At 68.9% G+C, this 14,242-nt stretch carries 15 protein-coding genes; 2 read left to right on the plus strand and 13 right to left on the minus strand.

Translation table 11 applies throughout. From position 1 onward, the window contains the following. Positions 1–58: 58 nt before the first annotated feature. The 12 genes from pufC to ABL312_RS03445 form a co-directional block, all read right to left on the minus strand. Positions 59–1,219, minus strand: a complete 1,161-nt coding sequence (gene pufC / locus ABL312_RS03390; protein WP_349359972.1) for a photosynthetic reaction center cytochrome PufC — start codon at positions 1,217–1,219, stop codon at positions 59–61. Then, positions 1,216–2,193, minus strand: coding sequence for a photosynthetic reaction center subunit M (gene pufM, locus ABL312_RS03395; protein WP_349359973.1), 978 nt, complete (start codon positions 2,191–2,193; stop codon positions 1,216–1,218). Before pufM ends, pufC begins: the two co-directional genes overlap by 4 nt. Positions 2,194–2,203: 10 nt before the next feature. Continuing rightward, entirely contained in the window at positions 2,204–3,049 is an 846-nt protein-coding gene (gene pufL, locus ABL312_RS03400) for a photosynthetic reaction center subunit L (RefSeq protein WP_349359974.1), read from the minus strand. A 145-nt stretch (positions 3,050–3,194) separates the two neighbouring features. Continuing rightward, entirely contained in the window at positions 3,195–3,395 is a 201-nt protein-coding gene (gene pufA / locus ABL312_RS03405) for a light-harvesting antenna LH1, alpha subunit (protein WP_349359975.1), read from the minus strand. Between the two features lie 10 nt (positions 3,396–3,405). Next, positions 3,406–3,627, minus strand: coding sequence for a light-harvesting antenna LH1, beta subunit (gene pufB, locus ABL312_RS03410; protein ID WP_349359976.1), 222 nt, complete (start codon positions 3,625–3,627; stop codon positions 3,406–3,408). A gap of 116 nt (positions 3,628–3,743) precedes the next feature. Continuing rightward, on the minus strand, positions 3,744–3,983 hold the full coding sequence (locus ABL312_RS03415; protein ID WP_349359977.1) for a hypothetical protein: 240 nt from the start codon (positions 3,981–3,983) through the stop codon (positions 3,744–3,746). A 51-nt stretch (positions 3,984–4,034) separates the two neighbouring features. Then, positions 4,035–5,492, minus strand: coding sequence for a chlorophyllide a reductase subunit Z (gene bchZ / locus ABL312_RS03420; RefSeq protein ID WP_349359978.1), 1,458 nt, complete (start codon positions 5,490–5,492; stop codon positions 4,035–4,037). 61 nt (positions 5,493–5,553) lie between these two features. Continuing rightward, positions 5,554–7,113 carry a chlorophyllide a reductase subunit Y gene (gene bchY / locus ABL312_RS03425; RefSeq protein ID WP_349359979.1) on the minus strand — a complete coding sequence of 520 codons (1,560 nt, stop codon included), beginning with the start codon at positions 7,111–7,113 and terminating at the stop codon, positions 5,554–5,556. A 7-nt stretch (positions 7,114–7,120) separates the two neighbouring features. After that, positions 7,121–8,092, minus strand: coding sequence for a chlorophyllide a reductase iron protein subunit X (locus ABL312_RS03430; RefSeq protein WP_349361333.1), 972 nt, complete (start codon positions 8,090–8,092; stop codon positions 7,121–7,123). 74 nt (positions 8,093–8,166) lie between these two features. Continuing rightward, positions 8,167–9,108 carry a chlorophyll synthesis pathway protein BchC gene (gene bchC, locus ABL312_RS03435; RefSeq protein ID WP_349359980.1) on the minus strand — a complete coding sequence of 314 codons (942 nt, stop codon included), beginning with the start codon at positions 9,106–9,108 and terminating at the stop codon, positions 8,167–8,169. 117 nt (positions 9,109–9,225) lie between these two features. Continuing rightward, entirely contained in the window at positions 9,226–10,383 is a 1,158-nt protein-coding gene (locus tag ABL312_RS03440) for a methyltransferase (protein ID WP_349359981.1), read from the minus strand. 73 nt (positions 10,384–10,456) lie between these two features. Then, entirely contained in the window at positions 10,457–11,326 is an 870-nt protein-coding gene (locus ABL312_RS03445; RefSeq protein WP_349359982.1) for a polyprenyl synthetase family protein, read from the minus strand. Between the two features lie 165 nt (positions 11,327–11,491). Between ABL312_RS03445 and crtD the strand changes: the two genes are divergently transcribed. Further along, positions 11,492–13,048, plus strand: a complete 1,557-nt coding sequence (gene crtD / locus ABL312_RS03450; RefSeq protein ID WP_349359983.1) for a 1-hydroxycarotenoid 3,4-desaturase CrtD — start codon at positions 11,492–11,494, stop codon at positions 13,046–13,048. A 26-nt stretch (positions 13,049–13,074) separates the two neighbouring features. Beyond that, a complete protein-coding gene (locus ABL312_RS03455; RefSeq protein WP_349359984.1) occupies positions 13,075–13,929 on the plus strand; it encodes a carotenoid 1,2-hydratase in 855 nt (284 codons plus the stop codon). 58 nt (positions 13,930–13,987) lie between these two features. Here the strand turns inward: ABL312_RS03455 and ABL312_RS03460 are convergent, their stop codons facing one another. Beyond that, entirely contained in the window at positions 13,988–14,236 is a 249-nt protein-coding gene (locus ABL312_RS03460) for a hypothetical protein (RefSeq protein ID WP_349359985.1), read from the minus strand. Positions 14,237–14,242: the final 6 nt, after the last annotated feature.

Genomic DNA, 14,242 nt, shown 5'->3' on the forward strand with positions numbered 1-14,242 from the left:
CGAAAAACGCCGGGCGAGGGGCCCGGCGTTTGTTTTCAAGCTGGTTCTTGCAAGGGCGCTAGTCCTGCGTGACCGCCGCCACGTCGCGTTCCGCCTCCGCAGCGCCCTGCTCGAGGCTGGAGGTCGTGCCCGGTGCGGCCGGGCCGAGCACTTCGGTTTCGCCCGGCACGTAGCTGTCGAAATCGGGCACGCCGGTCTCGGTCTTGCGGGAGATCGCGTCCACATAGTCCTGCAGCATCGACACCCCGTAGAGCGGCTTCTGCACGCCGTTGTGGCAGGTGGCGCAATTCACCTTCAGCACGTCGCCGGCGGGCCCCAGACGGTTGTCCGGGAAGACCGGCGTGAGACCCACCATGTAGTCGGTGTTGATCTCGCGGGCCATGCGGATGCCGTGCCAGGCGCTCACGCGCTGCGGCGGGCTCTGGTCCCAGTCGTTGAAGGCGCGCGAGTTGTGGCAGGCCATGCAGTTGGTGCCGAGGCTCTCCGACATGTGCATCATCAGCGACCAGGTGTTCTCCGTCTCCTTGGTGCCATTGGGGTTGTCGCCCATCGGCAGCGCGGTGTTGGAGTGCACGCGGATGTTCATGTCGTTGAGCAGATAGTCCTCCAGCGCGTTCTGCGGCAGCGAGGAATTGCCGGCGTATTGCGCGACCACGTTCTGCCCGGCGCGATAGCCGGCCATGCCGGGCGTCGGCTCCGGCGAGGTGTCGCGCGACCACACATTGGCCGGCACCGGCATGCCGCGGTGGCAGGTGTAGCAGGTCACCCCGACGTCCTGGACATGCGGCGTCCAGTCCTCGTTTATCGCCTGCGTCATCTGGATCATGCGGCGCGAGACGACCTTGGTGTAGACGTCGTCGCTGGCGAAGTTCTCCTCGTTGTGACAGTAGACGCAGCCCTGTTCCGGCGACACCCACTCGGTGATCGCGGCCATGAACTGGTTGAACTGGTCGCTGGAGAGGTCGCCGAGCACCTGGACGTTCTCGTAGATCTCGCTGGCGCGCTCGCCTTCCGGATCCGCTTCCCAGGGCGCCGGGGGCACCACGTTGGCGGCTTGCAGCTCCGCCACCTTCTCGCGGTCGCGGGAGACATACATGCCCGTCCCGCGATAGCCGACCTGTTCGGTGTCGACGGGGGGCAGATCCCAGTCTGCCCCCAGGATCGCCGCCGCGGCAAGCAGAGCGCCTGCGCCGGCGGCCGTCGGTAGCCAGAGGTTCATTGTCCGCCTCCTGTCGCTGCCGGGTCAACAACGCCCGGATAGATGTCGGGGAGCGGCGCGACGATGCCGTGCTCGATGCCCCACAGGTACCAATTGTCGACCACGGTTCCGGTCAGCAGGATGCCGATGCCTCCGGTCAGCGGTGTCAGGACGGCGAACCACCAGGCCCAGCGGTGGATGGATTCCATCGTGGCGTTGAAGCCCATGGTCCAGCGCCAGAACAGGGCGGCGCGTTCCGACGCGGTGCCGCGATCGGTGATCTGCTCCAGCTCACGCTCGCCGCCGTAGCGGGTCACCGCCAGGATGGTCGCGCCATGCATGGCGAACAGCAGCACCGAGCCGTACAGGAACACGATCGAAAGCGCGTGGAACGGGTTGTAGTAGAGGTTGCCGTAGCGGATCGAGAACGACGCGGTCCAGTCGAGGTGCGGGAAGATGCCGAAGGGCACGGCCTCCGCCCAACTGCCCATCAGCACCGGCCGGATGAAGCCGAGCACCAGGAACAGCCAGATCGCCGAGGCGAAGGCCCAGCACACATGGGTGCCCATTTCCAGCTGCCGGGCGCGGCGATACATGCGCACCCACCACAGGATGACCGAGGTCGTCAGGAAGAAGCCGGCAATGATCCACCAGCCGCCTTCGCTGAGCGGCGGGATGATCTCAAGGCCGTATTTCGCGGGTGGCGGCTCGAGCGCCAGCCAGAACAGCTGGCGGACGAACTGGATCGGATCCCATCCGACCGAGGCCCACATGTTGAGCCCGATGATCACGAAGGCGATCGCGCCGCACACGATCGAGATCGTGCCGAGAAAGCCGAGATAGATCGGGCCGATCTGGGCGTTGCCGATCAGGCCGGCGAGCCACAGGTGAAACGGCTTTCCGGTGCGCGGACTGTCGCCGGCGGGCAGCGGAATGCCCTCCTCGAGCGGACCGCGCACCTGCGTCAGGGTGAAGATGTTTTGATACTCGGACATGGTCCCGTCCTCAGCTCCAGAAGGGAAGGTTCAGCCACCAGTTCCACCACTGCGGCCAGCCCTGGTTCCAGAACGGCCCGCTGATGATGATGCACACCGCGCTCCAGAAGCCGGCGTTGAGCGCCAGAAGCAGCCCCAGCCGGTGGATGCCGAGCGTGCCGATCGAGTAGCCGATCGTGTCGCGGAAGAAGGTGTCCTCGTATTCCGGCGTCTTGACTTCCGCCTGTTTCGACGGATTGCCGCGCTCGCGGCCCGGATTGGCCGCCGAAAGGACGAGGCCGCCATGCAGCGCCAGCGCCAGCGTCGTGGTGAAGAAGAAGCTCACCGCGATCATATGCGCCGGATTGTAGTGGAAGTGCAGATACTGGTATCCGACGTTCGACACCCAATCGAGGTGACTGAAGATCCCGTAGGGAAAGCCGTGGCCCCAGGCGCCCAGCAGCAGCGGGCGGAAGACGACCAGCGTCACATAGGCGAAGATCGCGAAGGAAAAGGCGATCGGCACGTGGTAGCCGATGCCGAGCTTGCGGCAGATCTCGACCTCGCGCAGCGCCCAGCAACTGAAGGCGCCGATGGCGCAGATCGTGATGATCTGCCACAGGCCGCCGTCCTGAAGGGGGGCGAGCGCCAGACCGTAGCTGAGGTCCGGCGGCGCGATCGAGATGCGCCAGATGTTCCACGTCGGCCCGATGGCCGCGCCGTAGACGATCAGGGCGGTTCCCACGATGATGAAAAAGGCGCCGAGAACGCCGAAGAATCCGACGTAAAACGGTCCGACCCAAAAGTCGAACAGGTCTCCACCGATCAGGGTGCCGCCGCGCACGCGGTACTTGCGTTCGAAACTGAGCAACGCCATCGTCGTTCCTCCTGCTTGAGATGATCCGTGCCAGCGGTGAGCCCGGTCCGTGTCAGAGGTTCCGTGTCAGAAAGTCCTGGAAGTTTTGGCGGCGGGCGAGCCGGCTCGCGGTCGGGCCGTCCGCCGCCCTGTCAAGAAGTCGCTGTCATCCGATCAGTCGCGCAGGCGCCACGCCATCCGTCACGGATTGTTCGATCGAGCTGGTGGTGAGCGGTGCGCCCTCCAGCCAGTTGAACCGATCCGTGCTGAGCAGGATGAAGTGGATGAGAATCGCCAGCGAGAACAGGAAGGCGGCGAGCCCGACCATCACGCGGCGGGGATCGAACAGGTACCAAATTCTCCACATAGCTCTTCTCCTATGCGATGACGGGCAGGAGAGCGGAAACGGTCTGGTTCACGCTGTCGAGCGCGGCATAACCGTCGGGTCCGGGGATCCACGGACGCCAGAGCCAGACCAACAGATGCGCGACGACTGCGACCGCCGTGAATCCGAGAAAGCCCTGGATGAAATACTTGTGGATCTCCTGAGCTTCGCTTTCGGTCAGACCCGTAAGTGAGACGTTGTCTGGGCTTGCCATGAACGTCACCTCCTAGTCAGGTAAGCCACGAATCCCCCGCGGCTGGGGTGCCTGGGCGGAAACGGGGTCCCGCCGTCGGCGCTTGCCGGGTTTGGACCCCGGCAAAGGATGGACGGCTACGAGATGAAAGCGTAGCCGACCGCGGCGTGAGCCGCGGATTTCGCCTCGGCGAAAACGCTTTCGCGCGAGGAAGAGGCGGAGGGTTTCGCCGGTGCCGCCAGGCGCATCGCGCGTTTGGCAAGGCCGCCGGTCAGGCACAGCACGAAGGCGAGGGCGACGAGCACCCGGTATTCGAGCCGGTCCCAGGGATCGATCAGACGCGAGCCGTCGCAACGCCGCAGCTTTCTCGTGGCCATGCTCTCACTCCTCCACTGGCGCGGTGCCGAAACGCTCCGCGCAACCTCCGGCTATTCGGCCGGCTCCACTTGGCGCGGCGCGGGGGCGCCGGGCACATGAACGGGATCGACCTGGTCGGCGCCGGCGGCACGCGCGGCCCGCTCCGCCGTGTCGCGCAGCCGCTTGGCGGCGGAAATCCGGATCAGGACGGGCTCGGCGGCGACGAGCGTGTCGAGCGCGGCACGCGCCGCCTCGCTCCACGGCATTTCGCCCGCGCGGCGCACCGGGGTCGCGTCCACCGCGTCGAGTTCGCTCGACAGCGGCAGGATGTGGAACAGCGCGTCGAACAGCGCGTTGCACACCTCCTGGATCAGCCAGCTCGCACCCGAATAGCCCATCACCGGCGTGCCGGTGTGCCGGCGGATGATCGCGCCGGGGAACGAGACGGGGATGTAGACCGCCTTGGCGCCGGCCTCGGCGAGATACATGCGCTCGTTGTAGGAGCCGAAGAGGATCAGCGGCGGCGCCGCGTGGATCTGCGCGCGGATCGCCGCGTTGTCGGTCTTCGCCCCGGCCCGGCGCTGGGCGGAGAAGGTGCAGGGAAGCCCCATCTCCTCGGCCAGGAAGTGGCGGATGCCGCGCTCGTAGGTCTCGCTCGCAACAACGGCGAAGCTCGCGGTGGCGAAGAAATCCTGCGTCACCGAGCGCCACAGGTCCCACATCGGCTTGAGCGTCGTGTGTTTCTCCCGCTCGATGAAGGGATAGGGGTCGAGCCCCAGCATCTCGCCGAGCGTTTCCAGGAAGGCCGTCGTCGAATGGATGCCGACGGGCGCCTGCAGATAGGGGCGCTCCAGCGCCTCGCACAACAGCCGGCCGAACTCGCGGTAGAGGCAGATGTTCACCTCCGCGTCGGCGAGCTTGCCGACATCGGCGAGATGGCTCCCGAGCGGGAAGACCATGTTGATCTCCGCGCCGATGCCTTCCACCAGCCGGGTGATCTCGGCGAGATCGGAGGGCATGTTGAAGGTGCCGTAGATCGGCCCGATGATGTTGACCTTGGGCTTCTCGCCCTCCTTGCGCGGCTTGAGCGGCTTCACCCGGCCCTTCTTGGGGCCGTATTCGGTCCACAGCCACTTCAGCGCGCGGTCGGCGCTCTGCCACTGGTCCTCGTCGATGGTGCGCGGCAGGAAGCGCTGGATGTTGGTGCCTTCCGGCGTCACGCCGCCGCCGATCATCTCGGCGATGGACCCGGTGACGACCACCGCCGGAAGATCCGGATCGAGCACCTCGCGGGCGCGTTTCATCGCCCCTTCCGTGCCGTGCTGGCCGAGTTCTTCCTCGCCGAGGCCTGTCACGACGATGGGCAGCTCATGCGGCGGCAGCGCGTCGGTGTAATGCAGCACCGAGGTGACGGGCAGGTTCTCGCAGCCGACCGGGCCGTCAATGATCACCTGCAGGCCCTTGATTGCCGTGAAGGCATAGACCGAGCCCCAGTAGCCACCCGCGCGGTCGTGGTCGAGGATCAGCATGACGATCCTCCTGCGCGGCCGGGACCGCGCAAAACAGAAATGATGCGGTCGTGGTCGAGGATCAGCATCCCACCGCCTCCCCGGCGTCGACGGCGTTCTTGGAGACGCGCGTCTTGGCCGCGTATTTCTTGCGGAAGGCGGGGCGGGAGACCGGCGTGTCCTGCCAGACGCCGGCGGTGTCGCCGCTGCCGACGCCCTCGAAAAAGGCGGTCATCCGGTCGAAGCGCGGCTTGTTGGCGATGGCCGCGTTGATCACCTGGGCGAGCGAGCCCGCCCCGGCCGGACCCATCAGCGGGCGGGCCGAGATCAGATTGGTGAAATAGAGCGCCGGAACCGAGGCTTCCTTGGCGGCCTGGACGACCGGCGTCGTGCCGATGACGAGATCGGGCTCGTATTCGGCAAAGGCCGCCAGATCCTGCTCCAGCGAGGCGCGATACTGGATGCGCACGCCCTTGGCCTCCAGCCAGGCGGCATCCTCGGCCGAGTAGGGTGTCTTCGGGCAGGCGGTGCCGACATAGCGCAGGTCCGCGCCCGATTCGACCAGCAGCCGGGCGACGATCAGCTCCGAGCCTTCGTAGCCCGACAGGGTGACGCGCCCCTCGATGCGGTTTTCGGCCAAGGCCCCGGCGATGGCCGCGCGCATGGCGTTGCGCACGCCGTCGCGCGCCTGCGGGGCCACGTTGAGCGTGTCGGCGATGGCGGTGAGCCAGGCATCCGTGCCGTCGAGCCCGACCGGCGCGGAGCCGATCACCGGACGCCCTGCCTCCCGGAAGGTGCGGATCGAGGCGGTGTAGAAGGGATGGATCGCGGCCACCGCCGCGCCGTCGAGCGCGGCATAGAGCTCGCGCCACTCGCGCACCGGAACCACCGGACCGGCGGCAAGGCCCATGGGCGCCAGCATCTGCCCGATGATCACCGGATCGGCGGGAAACATCTCTCCGAGCAGGGTCACCGTGGGGCGGTCTTCCACCCCGGCGCGCGGAGCGGCCACCGGGCCGGCGAGGACTTCCTCGCGGGCATATTTCAGCATGGCGCCGGACAGAACGTCCTTGGCTTCCGCATGGGTCGGCACGCCGAAGCCCGGCACGTCGATTCCGACGATGCGCACGCCGTCGATTTCCTTCGGCAGCATCTGCAGGGGCACGCCGGAGGCTGTCGGCACGCACAGATTCGTGACGATCACCGCGTCATAGTGCTCGGGATCGGCGGTTTCGCGCACCGCGTCGCGAATGTCCTCGTAGAGCTTGCCGGTGACCAGCGTCTCGGAACTGAAGGGCACATAGCCGACGGTCCGCTTCGCCCCGTAGAAATGCGAGGTGAAGGTCAGGCCGTAGACGCAGCACGCCGAGCCGGACAACAGCGTGGCCACGCGGCGCATGCGCAGGCCGACGCGCAAGGAGCCGAAGGCCGGGCACATGGATTGCGGCTGGTCGTGCGGCCCCCTGGGATAGTCGCGCTCGTAAGTCGCGAGCGTCTCCGACTTGCCGGCGGCCTTGGCCGCCGCCCTGAGCGTGTCGGCGCCGGCATGGCAGCCGAGACCGTCCGCCGGGGGAGCGGTCTGGGCGCCCGTCGGTGCGGTGGCGGCGTCGGGTGGCGCCTGGGTTGGATGCTTGTCCGTCATGGCCGCCTCACACCGTGTCGTAGATGACTTCGAGCGAGCGCTTCTCGAGCGTCGCGGCGGCGCACATGTCGGCCTGGGTGGCCGGCTGGAGCTGGAAGTCGCCGCCCGTCTGCTCGGTGTCGAACAGGGCGATCAGATCGTCCTGCGACAGCGGCGCGGGCTGCATCGGCGGCGCGTCGCACAGGTTGCCGGCGAGCTCGGCGAAGAGCGGGCCCCATTCGCCGTCGGGATAGCCGATGATCTGGTAGTTCGCGCTCTTGCGGCGGATGTCCTCGTGCTGCGGCACCGAGGCGAGCACGGGGATGCCGACCGCCTCGGCGAAGGCATGGGCCTCGCCCGTGCCGTCATCCTTGTTGATCACCATGCCGGCCACGCCGACATTGCCGCCGAGCTTGCGGAAATACTCCACCGCCGAGCAGACGTTGTTGGCCACATAGAGCGACTGCAGGTCGTTGGAGCCGACGACGACGACCTTCTGGCACATGTCGCGGGCGATCGGCAGGCCGAAGCCGCCGCACACCACGTCGCCCAGGAAGTCGAGCAGCACGTAGTCGAAGTCCCAGTCGTGGAAACCGAGCTTTTCCAGCGTCTCGAAGCCGTGGATGATGCCGCGTCCGCCGCAGCCGCGCCCCACTTCCGGGCCGCCGAGTTCCATTGCGAAGACGCCGTCACGCTTGAAGCAGACATCGCCGATGGCGATTTCCTCGCCCGCTTCCTTCTTCTTCGAGGCGGTGTTGATGATGGTCGGGCAGGCGCGCCCGCCGAACAGCAGCGAGGTCGTGTCGCTCTTGGGATCGCAGCCGATCAGCAGCACCTTCTTGCCGAGCTGGGCCAGCATGTAGGACAGATTGGCGAGCGTGAAGCTCTTGCCGATGCCGCCCTTGCCGTAGATCGCGATGATCTGCGTCGCCTTGGTCGGCTCGCCGACGGGCAGGGGCGGCGGCTCCTTGGTCGCTTCCGCGCGCAGCCGCGCGTACATCGCGTCGGTGCTCCCGTGGGCGGTCTCGGTTTCCGTTCCGGCGTTCGGGTCGATCCGCGGTTCCAGTCCGTCCGTCATCCGTTCCTCCTCCAGTCGAGCACCATCTTGGTGCAGCGCGGATCGCCGAAGGCCGTGGCATAGGCGTCGCACGCGTCCCGCGCGGGCGCCCGATGGCTGATCAAGCCGGCGAGCGACAGCCGTCCACTGTCGATCAGGCCGGTCACGGCGCTCAGGTCCGCGGGCGTGAATTCCGCCGCGATGTGAATGCGCGCCTCGCGCATGAAGGCGGGCGGAAAGGCAAAGCCGAGCGGCTCCGCGTAGAAGCCGGCGAGTGTCACCGTGCCGCGCGGGGCAAGGCGGGAAATGAGGGTGTCGAGCAGGCGCCCGTCGCCGCTTGCGTCGAGGATCGCGGCATAGTCGCGGCGCGGGTCGTCCTCGGCGTCGATCGCGGTCACGCTGCCAGGGTCCGCGCGCCGGTCCGCTGCCTTCTCCCAGACGGTGGGCGCGGGCAGGTCGAGCGCGATGGCGATGCGCGCGATGAGCCGGCCCAGCCCGCCGAAGCCGACGACGAGATCGGGGGCGGGCGTGTCGGGCAGGACGAGCGCATGATGGGCGGTGGCCGCCAGCGACAGCAGCACGGCATCGGCGCCGAGCGCGTCGGGCACACGGATGGCGCGTGCGCCCGGCAGGATCACGGTCTGCGCCGTGGCGCCGAACAGGCCCCGCGCGTCGCGGTAGCAGGTGGCGCCGGGGACGAAGACCGTCTCGCCTGTGCGATAGCCGCTCGTCGGGCCGGCCTGCGCGACGCGGCCCACGGATTCGTAGCCCGGAACCAGCGGATATCCCATGCCCGGAAAGGGCGGCATCGTGCCGTTCCAGAAGAGCTTTTCGGTGCCGGTGCTGATGCCGCTCCAGTCGACGTCGACCACGATGTCGGCCTCGCCCGCCGGCGTCAGCGCGACGTCGCGGACGGCGATTTCATGCGGTTCCTGGAGTACGACGGCTGACGTGAACATCTGATGCGTGGCCTGTTCGAATTTGAGTCGACAGGCTCTGCCTCCCTGAGTGTCATCATAAATCTACAGTAGAGAGTGTCAATTATTTTTTACACACGGTAAAGGCGGTAATAACCCTTAAACCCGGGCCGTCATGACCCCGGTGAACAGCGGCATGGCCGTGCGGCGACGGCCGATCCGGGTGAATCCGGCGGCCCGCAGAAGGGTCGTGATCTGCTCCGGGGTGCGGCAATGGCCGGAGCGCATGGCAAGGAAGTAGAATTCGAAATAGGCGGCCGCGAAGCGCCGGTCGTCGTCGGTGCCGCCCATCGGCTCGGCGATCACCAGCACGTCGCCGTCGCGCATCGCCGCACGCGCCGCCTTGAGCAGCGCGAGCGCGGCCGGGTCGTCGTGATCGCACAGCACGCGCACCAGGCTCAGGCAGTCGGCGCCGCGCGGCAGGGGATCGTCGAAGAAGCTGCCGCCGAAGGTGCGGGTGCGGGACGCAAGCCCGCGCGCCGCCATGGCGGTCTCCGCGCCCGCCGCCACCGGCGGCAGATCGAACAGCCAAAGAGCGAGGTCGGGGTGGGACTTCGCCACCTCGGCGAGAAACGTGCCGTCGCCGCCGCCGATGTCGAGCAGCGTGCGGTGGCGGGCGAAGTCATAGGCGCTCAGCACTTCCGCCGCGATCAGGTCCTGACTGAGATGCATGAGCCGCGAATAGGCCTCGGCGCGCTCAGGATCGACGGACGCCCCGTCCATCTGTCCCGCATAGGCCCAGAAGCGCGAGGTCTCGGTCTCGCCTGTCGAGCGCAGCAGCGCCACCGGATCGGCAAGGTCGCGATAGACCATGGCGTGATGGCGGATCATCGCCGCGATGCCCGGATTGTGCGCCACCACGGCGCCGAGATCGGCGAGCCACCAGGTCCCGTCCTTCAGCCGGGTGATCAGCTTCAGCCCTTGCGCGGCGGTCAGAAGACGGGCGAGTGCGGCGCGCGACAGGCCGGTTTCGGCCGCGAGCGCCGTCTCGCTCTTGCCGCTGTCCCTGAGCGTGTCGAACAGCCTCAGCTCGACACAGGCCAGAAGCACCTGCGTGTAGAGAAAGCCGGCGTTGAGGCGGAAGAGGTCGCGCGCGTTGCGCCGGGCAATGCCGCGCAGCAGCGGCACGCGGGCGACCGTGCGCTGAAACCGGTCGCTGCCGATCATCCGGTTGCGCCAGGCGCGCAGCCGTGCCGTGAGGCCTTGGCCTTGCGGCGCGTCCGCGCGGGCGGGCGAGGCGGGGGCGGTTCCGTCCATCGGGGTCGGCTTCGTGCTGTTGGTCCGCGGTCGTCTGGCCGCGACTGGCGGCGTCAGGTCGCGTCAGATCGGGTCAGGCGGCGACATGGGCGAGGTTCTTCGGCACCAGCCGCTTTGCCTCGCCCAGGATCAGCGCCCTGAGCGCCGGCCCGCCGGGGCAGTCGGGCACGGCGTCCACCGCCGCTCCGACGAGGATCTGGAGCCGCGCGACCGTCTCGCCGACGCCGTTGGAGAGCGCCGCGTTCGGTCGTCCGTTGGCCGCGTCCTGCCCGCAGGGCTTGCCGATCTCGTCCTCGCCGGCGGCGATGTCGCGCAGATCGTCCGCCGTCTGATAGGCGGCGCCGAGCGCCTCGCCGACCTGCATCCACGGCTGCGGATCCGCGCCGGCGGCAATCGCGCCGGCGGCCGTGGCGCCGGTGAAGAGGGCCGTCGTCTTGGCGCGGTGATAATCGGCGAGGGGAATGTCGCTCTCGCTCTCCCAGGCCTGTCCGGCGACGATGCCATGCGGCGAGCCGACGGCGCGTCCCACCGTGGCGGTGAGCGGGGCGAGGCGGTCGGGCGCCAGCGCGCATTCGCGCGCCAGTGTTTCGAAGGCGAGCACGATCAGCGCATCGCCGGTCAGCAGCGCCAGCGGTTGGCCGTGAACCACATGCAGCGCGGGCCGGCCCCGCCGGGTCGCGGCATCGTCGAAACACGGCATGTCGTCATGCACGAGCGAGGCGCAATGCAGCAGCTCGATGGCGGCCGCGGCGGCATCGCTCGCCGCCGGATGCGGATCGCCGCAGGCGCTGGCGACGGCCAGACACAGGCGCGGGCGCACCCGCGCGCCGCCGGGAAACACCGCGTAGCGCAGCGCCTGCATGAGGCGGGGCGGCTGTCCGGTGGCGGTGGCGAAGGCGACCGCCCGCTCCAGTCCGCGTTCGATGCGGGTGTGAATGTCCATCTGCGCCGCCTCCCGAAAGTCAATTTACAACGACAATCAATACTGTCAAATTAGATTGACACAAACGGTGGGGATGTCAATGCGGCGCGACACCGACACAAGCGACCTCGAAACAGACGACACGGACACAGGCGACACCGGCACAAGCCGCAATGGAGGCGAGACATGACCGCGGGCCTGCGGCGCGAGCGCATCGTCATCGTCGGGGCGGGCATCGCCGGCCTCGCGGCGGCGGTTTCGCTCGCCGCGCGCGGGGCGGATGTGCATGTCGTGGAAAAGGAAGCAGCACCCGGCGGCAAGATGCGCCAGGTCGCGGTCGGCGGCGCGCGGGTCGATGCCGGCCCGACCGTCTTCACCATGAAATGGGCCTTCGACCGGTTGCTCGAGACCGCCGGCACCACGCTGGAGGCCGAACTCGGCCTGCGCAAGGCGGACACGCTCGCCCGCCATGCCTGGCCGGATGGCACGCGGCTCGATCTCTTCGCCGACGTCGCGGCGAGTGCTGCCGCCATCGAGGCCTTTGCCGGCGCACGGGAGGCCGAGGGCTACCGGTGCTTCTGCCGGGACGCCGGCGCGATCTATGCGACGCTGAAGGACACTTACATCGCCGCCGAGCGCCCGTCGCCGCTCGATCTGGTGCGCCGCATCGGCCCGACGAATCTCTCCGCCATGTGGGCGCTGAAACCCTTTTCCACCATGTGGTCGGCGCTCGGCGGCTATTTCCGCGATCCCCGCCTGCGCCAGCTCTTCGGGCGCTACGCCACCTATTGCGGGTCCTCGCCCTTTCGCGCGCCCGCGACCCTGATGCTCGTCGCCCATGTGGAACAGGACGGCGTCTGGCTGATCGACGGCGGCATGCATGCGCTCGCCCGGGCGCTCGCCCGCGTCGCCGAACGGCACGGCGCGCGCATCGACTACGGCCGCGCGGTGGCGCGCATCGAGACCGGCGCCGACGGGGTCGAGGCGGTGCGCCTCGACGACGGGACCCGGCTGCCGGCCCGCGCGGTGATCTTCAACGGCGACGTCTCGGCGCTCGCCGGCGGGCGGCTCGGCCCGCTCAAGGTGGGCGGCACACCGGTGCCGCCGGCCGCACGCTCGCTCTCCGCGCTGACCTGGGCGGTCAAGGCGTCGGTCGGGGACTTTCCGCTCGCCCGCCACACGGTGCTCTTCTCCGATGCCTACGCGCGCGAGTTCGACGAGATCTTCAAGGACCGCCGCGTGCCGGAGCGGCCCACGGTCTACCTCTGCGCGCAGGAGCGCGACGATGCCGGCGCGCGGGATGCGAGCGAGGATCCGCGCGATCCCTTCCTGTGCCTGATCAACGCGCCGGCCGACGGCGACCGGTCCCCTCAAAGCGAAAGCGAGATCGCCCGATGTCTGGACGCCACGATCACCCAGATGGCGCGCTGCGGCCTGACGCTCGACACCGCGACCATGGAGGTCCGCGCGACCGGACCGGCCGGCTTCGAGCGGCTGTTTCCGGGCTCGGGCGGGGCGATCTACGGCCGGGCGTCGCACGGATGGACGGCGTCCTTCCGTCGGGCGGGGGCGCGTACGGCGGTGCCGGGCCTCTATCTGGCGGGGGGGAGCGTGCATCCGGGGCCGGGCGTGCCGATGGCGGCGCTTTCCGGGCAACTGGCGGCGGAGGCCTTTATCGCGGACCGCGCTTCGATGCCCCGGTTCCGCCCGGCGGTTATCTCTGGTGGTATGTCGACGGGTTGAGCGATTGCGGTCGTCACGCGGTCACGGTGATCGCCTTCGTCGGGTCGGTGTTCTCGCCCTATTACGCCTGGAAGGGGCGTCGCGACCCGGAGGATCACGTCGCGATCAACGTGGCGCTCTATTCCGCGACCGGGCCGCGCTGGGCGATGACCGAACGCGGGCGCGCAAGCCTTTTGCGTGATGCCACGACGTTCCGGGTCGGGCCGAGCGCGCTCCACTGGAGCGACGCGGAGGGGCTGACCATTTCCTTCGACGAACTCAGCCTGCCCTTTCCCGGCGCTGGCGCCCTGCCGAGGCGCATCGCCGGCACCATCCGGCTGAAGCCCGACGCGGTCACGGGCGAGGTGTTCGACATCGACGCGGCCGGCCGGCACCGCTGGTGGCCGATCGCGCCGAGCGCGCGCATCGAGATGGAGGTCGCGCGCGGCGGGGCGTCCTGGGCGGGACACGGCTATCTCGACAGCAACTGGGGCACGGAGGGGCTGGAGGCGGGGTTTCGCCGCTGGGACTGGGCGCGCGGACGGCTCGGCGACGGGCGCACGGCCATCCTCTACGACGCGACCTGCCGGGCCGGCGGGCGCCGGGAGCTGGCCCTGTCCATCGGTCCCGACGGGACGATCGACCGGCGCGCGTTGCCCGCCGCCGCGCCGCTGGGGCGGGGGCTGTGGGGCGTCGAGCGTTTCCTGCATGCCGATGCGCCGCAGGAGGCGCGCATCGCCCGCTCGCTCGAGGACGGACCGTTCTACACCCGCGCGGTGGTGGACAGCCGGGTCTGGGGCGAGCCGATGCGCGGCCTGCACGAGAGCTTTTCCGGCGACCGTTTCGCCCGCAATCTGGTGAAGCTGATGCTGCCCTTCCGCATGCCCCGCCGCGCGGGCTGAGCGGCGGCCTCCGCCTGCGGGGCGGTGTCACGGTCCCGGCGTCGGCGCCGGTGACGGGTCAATCGCCCCGCGTGCTCCTGGTTTCGCCGGGGGCTGCTTTTCCGGACTCCGTGTCGGCCGCGCGGTCCGTCTCCCGATCCTTCGCCCCCGCATCCTTCGCCCGCGCGTCCGCCTCGGCAGCCTCGGCGCGCTCGCGCGCCTTTCTGGCCGCGATGTCGCGGTTGAGGCTTCTCAGTTGCCAGATGCCGAAGGCCCCCACCACCAGCGCGGTGAAGACGAGTTCCACGAGCCCGAGATACTGACCCATCCCGCG

It is taken from the genome of Stappia sp. (genome assembly GCF_040110915.1).
In the GTDB taxonomy this organism is placed as follows: domain Bacteria; phylum Pseudomonadota; class Alphaproteobacteria; order Rhizobiales; family Stappiaceae; genus Stappia.

Coding starts and splice junctions, on each gene's coding strand:
- pufC (WP_349359972.1), bottom strand. CDS start 1,219: ATGAACCTCTGGCTACCGACGGCCGCCGGCGCAGGCGCTCTGCTTGCC.
- pufM (WP_349359973.1), bottom strand. CDS start 2,193: ATGTCCGAGTATCAAAACATCTTCACCCTGACGCAGGTGCGCGGTCCG.
- pufL (WP_349359974.1), bottom strand. CDS start 3,049: ATGGCGTTGCTCAGTTTCGAACGCAAGTACCGCGTGCGCGGCGGCACC.
- pufA (WP_349359975.1), bottom strand. CDS start 3,395: ATGTGGAGAATTTGGTACCTGTTCGATCCCCGCCGCGTGATGGTCGGG.
- pufB (WP_349359976.1), bottom strand. CDS start 3,627: ATGGCAAGCCCAGACAACGTCTCACTTACGGGTCTGACCGAAAGCGAA.
- ABL312_RS03415 (WP_349359977.1), bottom strand. CDS start 3,983: ATGGCCACGAGAAAGCTGCGGCGTTGCGACGGCTCGCGTCTGATCGAT.
- bchZ (WP_349359978.1), bottom strand. CDS start 5,492: ATGCTGATCCTCGACCACGACCGCGCGGGTGGCTACTGGGGCTCGGTC.
- bchY (WP_349359979.1), bottom strand. CDS start 7,113: ATGACGGACAAGCATCCAACCCAGGCGCCACCCGACGCCGCCACCGCA.
- ABL312_RS03430 (WP_349361333.1), bottom strand. CDS start 8,092: ATGTACGCGCGGCTGCGCGCGGAAGCGACCAAGGAGCCGCCGCCCCTG.
- bchC (WP_349359980.1), bottom strand. CDS start 9,108: ATGTTCACGTCAGCCGTCGTACTCCAGGAACCGCATGAAATCGCCGTC.
- ABL312_RS03440 (WP_349359981.1), bottom strand. CDS start 10,383: ATGGACGGAACCGCCCCCGCCTCGCCCGCCCGCGCGGACGCGCCGCAA.
- ABL312_RS03445 (WP_349359982.1), bottom strand. CDS start 11,326: ATGGACATTCACACCCGCATCGAACGCGGACTGGAGCGGGCGGTCGCC.
- crtD (WP_349359983.1), top strand. CDS start 11,492: ATGACCGCGGGCCTGCGGCGCGAGCGCATCGTCATCGTCGGGGCGGGC.
- ABL312_RS03460 (WP_349359985.1), bottom strand. CDS start 14,236: ATGGGTCAGTATCTCGGGCTCGTGGAACTCGTCTTCACCGCGCTGGTG.